Annotated in this window: 6 protein-coding genes; 3 read left to right on the forward strand and 3 right to left on the reverse strand. The window is 71.9% G+C overall.

The window, feature by feature from the left end:
- Nucleotides 1-191: 191 nt before the first annotated feature.
- Nucleotides 192-1,577 carry an FAD-binding oxidoreductase gene (locus ACTIR_RS0101950; RefSeq protein ID WP_026453027.1) on the reverse strand — a complete coding sequence of 462 codons (1,386 nt, stop codon included), beginning with the start codon at nt 1,575-1,577 and terminating at the stop codon, nt 192-194.
- Between the two features lie 189 nt (nt 1,578-1,766).
- Here ACTIR_RS0101950 and ACTIR_RS27055 point away from each other — a divergent pair, with 189 nt between their 5' ends.
- The gene (locus ACTIR_RS27055) at nt 1,767-1,916 is read left to right on the forward strand and encodes a hypothetical protein (protein ID WP_007025719.1); all 150 of its coding nucleotides are present in this window, start codon (nt 1,767-1,769) and stop codon (nt 1,914-1,916) included.
- A 140-nt stretch (nt 1,917-2,056) separates the two neighbouring features.
- On the opposite strand, the gene ACTIR_RS0101960 is transcribed toward ACTIR_RS27055, so the two are convergent.
- Nucleotides 2,057-2,245 carry a hypothetical protein gene (locus tag ACTIR_RS0101960; RefSeq protein ID WP_007025718.1) on the reverse strand — a complete coding sequence of 63 codons (189 nt, stop codon included), beginning with the start codon at nt 2,243-2,245 and terminating at the stop codon, nt 2,057-2,059.
- 144 nt (nt 2,246-2,389) lie between these two features.
- On the opposite strand from ACTIR_RS0101960, the gene ACTIR_RS0101965 reads away from it, so the two are divergent.
- Nucleotides 2,390-2,629, forward strand: a complete 240-nt coding sequence (locus ACTIR_RS0101965; protein ID WP_026453028.1) for a DUF6480 family protein — start codon at nt 2,390-2,392, stop codon at nt 2,627-2,629.
- A 9-nt stretch (nt 2,630-2,638) separates the two neighbouring features.
- Complete coding sequence (locus ACTIR_RS0101970) at nt 2,639-3,934, forward strand: NAD(P)/FAD-dependent oxidoreductase (protein WP_026453029.1); 1,296 nt, start codon at nt 2,639-2,641, stop codon at nt 3,932-3,934.
- Nucleotides 3,935-3,976: 42 nt separating this feature from the next.
- On the opposite strand, the gene ACTIR_RS0101975 is transcribed toward ACTIR_RS0101970, so the two are convergent.
- Nucleotides 3,977-4,211 (reverse strand): creatininase family protein (locus tag ACTIR_RS0101975; RefSeq protein WP_007025715.1); only part of this gene is annotated, 235 nt, incomplete at its 5' end.

The raw sequence follows: 4,211 nt of genomic DNA on the forward strand, positions 1-4,211 counted from the left end.
CGCCGCGCGGCCGCCGACCACGACCGCGCGGGCCCGCGGTCCGGTACCCGTCCGGTGCGGACGTGGCCGCATCCGTGGCCGTGTCCGTGCCGTGCGTGCGGTTCCGGGCCCCCTGTGCCGTCGTGGTGCCGGGTCCGAATTCGCCCACCGTGGCTCACCTTCCCCTCCGCGCGCCCGTCCCACCGGGCGCGTCATCTCGCCCTGACGCACTTGTCGTACAGATCCAGCAGCCGTCGCCGCGGGTCGTAGCGGTCCTTCAGGTCCGCGTAGGCCGTGCCGTTGTAGAGGTGCCAGAAGGTCCGCTCGTCGTAGAAACTCTCCGAGTACAGCGACTTGCGCCCGCCCAGTGCGGTCACCGTGTCCTCGATCATCCGGTTGTGCGTGCCCGGCGGCCGGTCCCCGCCGGCGGGCACGCTCGCCCAGAACCCGAAGTTGACGTACAGCGTGTGCGGGTCCAGCTGGTACAGCGGCCACTGCCGGTCGGGGTGGCGCTGCCGGACGGGGCACACCCACACCGGGCTGATCGGGATCTCCCGGTGGAAGAAGTCGAGGAACTCGGCGGCGGCCCGCACGGGGACCTCCACGTCCTGCACCACCATCTCGCGCGGGGGCCTGCGCAGCAGTCCGCGCGCACGGTCCAGCACACGGTGCCGCCGCTCGAACGACACGATCCGGTGGTACACGTCCGAGCGCAGCCTGCGCGGGCCGACCAGCAGCCGCACGGACCGGTGCTGCACCCCGAGGGCCCGGGAGCACCAGAACCAGTCGGTGTCCCAGCGCCAGAGGTAGTCGCGGGTGTGCAGGTAGTCGATGTCCCGCCCGCGGATCGAGGTGTAGTAGATGTCCAGCCAGGTGTAGTCGCTGGTCTCCGGGGCCTCGTCGGTGAACGTGCCCAGCGTCAGATACATCTCGTGCGGCGAGAAGACCGTGCCGTCCACGAAGTCGGCGGCCCCGTCGCGGCAGACGCGGTCCAGTTCGGCGAAGTACGTGCGCGGGTCGCTGTGCCGGACGTGCCGCAGGCGCACGTACGGCTTGACGGGTTGGAGCTCGATCGTCAGCCGGAGCGCGTAGCCGAGGGTGCCGTAGGAGTTGGGGAAGCCGAAGAACAGGTCGCGGTGCTCGTTGTCCGGCCGGGCGAGCACGATCCGCCCGTCCCCGGTGAGGATCTCCATCTCCAGGACCGACTCGTGCGGCATGCCGGCCCGGAACGAGGACGACTCGATCCCGAGCCCGGTGACCGCCCCGCCCACGGTGATGGTCTTCAGCTGCGGCACGACCAGCGGCATCAGCCCGTGCGGGAGGGTCGCGTCCACCAGGTCCTCGTAGGTGACCATCCCCTCGACGTCCGCGGTGCGGGAGACCGGGTCCACGTGCAGCACGTGGGTGAAGCCGGAGACGTCGAGCCGGGGCCCCGCGGCGCGGGCGCGGGGACGGAACAGGTTCGAGGTCCGTTTCCCCAGTCGCACCGGCGAGTCCGCCCCCACGGTGGCCAGTCGCGCGCGCAGCGCCGCCAGCCGGGCCCGGTGCCCGTCGTCGGTCGGAGCGGGGATCTCGAGCGCCCGGTCGTGAAGCACCATGCCGTCAATGATCGGGCGGGACGGGACGTGGTGCCAGGCGACGGACGGAGTTTCACCCGTTTCCCGCGGAGCGCGTGGGGACGTCGGTGACTTGACCGATTTTCAACCCATCGAGAGGGGGATTCGGTGTGTTTTTCGTCTCCCTCGCCGGGTATATCAAGATCATCCGGCCGTCGAAAGGAGATCCCGATGCAGTACGACCCCGACCCGGCGACGCTGGACCACGCCGAGTCCGGAGAGGCCGGCACCACCCTGGGCACCGCCTCCGGTGTCGGACGGGTCGCCGTGTTCGACGAGGACGACGAGTTGGAACCGACCATCGTGCGCGGGCGGGAGTGAGCACCCCGGGGACCGCGCACACGGCGAGGGCCGACGGTCGGGGCGGATCCGCCTCGGGGATCCGCCCCGCACCGTCGGCCCTCGGTGGTTCCCGTGCCGTCAACCGGTGTCGTACCGCCCGGCCTGTCGGGCCGGGCGGCTCACCGGCCTTCCCGGCCCTCCTCCATCTCCTCGCCGAACCCGGCGACGGCGGGGTCGTCGTCGGCGGGCGGCTCCGGGTCGCGCCACTCCTCGGCCCGGCTCGGGCGGTTGCCCTTGAGCATGCCCTGCATCTCGGCCTTGAGTTCGTCGTCCTCGCGGGGGCTGTGGGTGTCGCTGTCGCGGTGCATCCGCGCGGCTCCTCTCACCGGGTCGCACACGTCCGTCGTGAGTGCCTACCCGTGCGCCACACGGGTGAAACACCGGGTTGACCGTCGCTCGTTCCGGGTATGCGACGCGGGATCCGGTAGTGACCGCGGTGTAGGGGAGGAGCCATGACCGCGCAAGGTCCGGACCCCGACCCGCGGGACACGCCGGGTCTCGAGGAGGGCGGCGGTGTTCCCCCGGGGGAGACGCCGCCGGATTCCGCGCAGACGTCCGGGACCACGCACCGCGAACCACGGCAGTCGAAGGCGATGTCGGTGGCGTGGGTGGTGACGATCGTGCTGGCGGTCGTGCTGGTCGCGGGCTTCTTCCTCGCCTATCTGATCGTCTACCTCGTCAACGGTGGCTAGGAGGTCCGTGTGCCGAAACGGATTGTGATCGTCGGAGGCGGCTATGTCGGCCTCTACACGGCGCTGCGGCTGCAGCAGTGCCTGCGGCAGGGTGAGGCCGAGGTGACGGTGGTCAACCCGGAGAACTTCATGGTCTACCGGCCGTTGCTGCCGGAGGTGGCCTCCGGAACGCTCGAACCGCGCCACGCCGTGGTGCCGCTGCGGGCGGTGCTGCGGGGGACCCGGTTCATCGCGGGCACGCTCACCGGCATCGACACCGACCGCCGCACCGCCACCGTGGAGCCCACGGCCGGGCCCCCGCTGACGCTGGAGTACGACGAGCTCGTGCTGGGGCTCGGCGCCACCTCGAAACTGCTGCCCATCCCCGGTCTGGCCGAGCACGGCATCGGCTTCAACTCGCTGGCCGAGGCCGCGCACATGCGCGACCGGGTGCTGGGCCAACTGGAGATCGCCGCGGCCAGCGACGATCCGGAACTGCGCCGCCGTGCCCTGACGTTCGTGTTCGTCGGCGGCGGCTACACCGGCGTCGAGGCCGTCGCCGAGTTGCAGGACATGGCGGTCGACGTGCTGGAGGGCTACCCGGAGATCGACCGCACCGAGATGCGCTGGGTCCTGGTGGAGGCCGTCGACCGGATCCTCGGCACGGTCACCCCCGACCTGGCCGAGCTGGCGACCACCGAGCTGACCGCGCGCGGCATCGACATCCGGCTGAACACCCTGCTGGAGTCCGCCGAGGACGGCGTGCTGGCGCTGTCCGACGGCACCAAGTTCGAGGCCGACACCCTCGTCTGGGTGGCGGGCACCCGGCCGCAGACGATCGTGGGGCAGCTCGGTCTGCCCGTCGACGACCGGGGCAGGCTCGTCGTCGACGACACCATGCGGGTCAACGGGCATCCGAACATCTGGTCGGCGGGGGACTGCGCGGCCGTCCCGGACCCGGAGAAGGGCGGCACCTGCCCGCCGACCGCCCAGCACGCGGTACGCCAGGCCCAGCAGCTCGGCGACAACCTGCTGTACACGGTGCGCGGGCGTTCGGTGAAACCGTTCCGGTACAACAGCCGCGGCGAGTTCGTCACCCTGGGCAAGAACAAGGCGGTGGGCGAGGTGCTGGGCCGCAAGGTGAACGGCTCGCTGGCCTGGACGCTGCGCCGCGCCTACTACGCCACCCAGATCCCGACGTGGAACCGCACCGTGCGGGTGCTGGGCGACTGGCTCGTCGGGATGCCGTTCGGCCACGACGTCGTCAACTTCGGCTCCCGGGAGCAGCCCCGGGGCGCGTTCGAGGAGGCCGCCCGCACCGACTGAGCGCGGTCGGAGGCGGGGTCCGCCGCCCTTCCGGTTCGGTGATCAGCCACCGAACCGGGACCGCACCGCGGCGCGGAGGTCGTCGGCCCAGGCGCGCAGCTGCCGTTCGCCCTCCTCGGCGTCGGCGCCGGTGGGGTCACCGAGGACCCCGTTCGCGCTCACCGCGCGGACACCGTCCCGCACCAGCGTGTCCCACAGCCGGTCGACCGGGGCCGTGTTGCCCGGCTCCGCCCGCGCGAGCCGGACGTCGGCGGGCCGCAGCCGCAGCAGCACCGAC

It is taken from the genome of Saccharomonospora iraqiensis subsp. iraqiensis (genome assembly GCF_000430445.1).
In the GTDB taxonomy this organism is placed as follows: domain Bacteria; phylum Actinomycetota; class Actinomycetes; order Mycobacteriales; family Pseudonocardiaceae; genus Saccharomonospora; species Saccharomonospora iraqiensis.

Excerpts from the sequence above, each read along its gene's own strand:
- ACTIR_RS0101950 (WP_026453027.1), bottom strand. The coding sequence starts at position 1,577 with ATGGTGCTTCACGACCGGGCGCTCGAGATCCCCGCTCCGACCGACGAC.
- ACTIR_RS0101965 (WP_026453028.1), top strand. The coding sequence starts at position 2,390 with ATGACCGCGCAAGGTCCGGACCCCGACCCGCGGGACACGCCGGGTCTC.
- ACTIR_RS27055 (WP_007025719.1), top strand. The coding sequence starts at position 1,767 with ATGCAGTACGACCCCGACCCGGCGACGCTGGACCACGCCGAGTCCGGA.
- ACTIR_RS0101960 (WP_007025718.1), bottom strand. The coding sequence starts at position 2,245 with ATGCACCGCGACAGCGACACCCACAGCCCCCGCGAGGACGACGAACTC.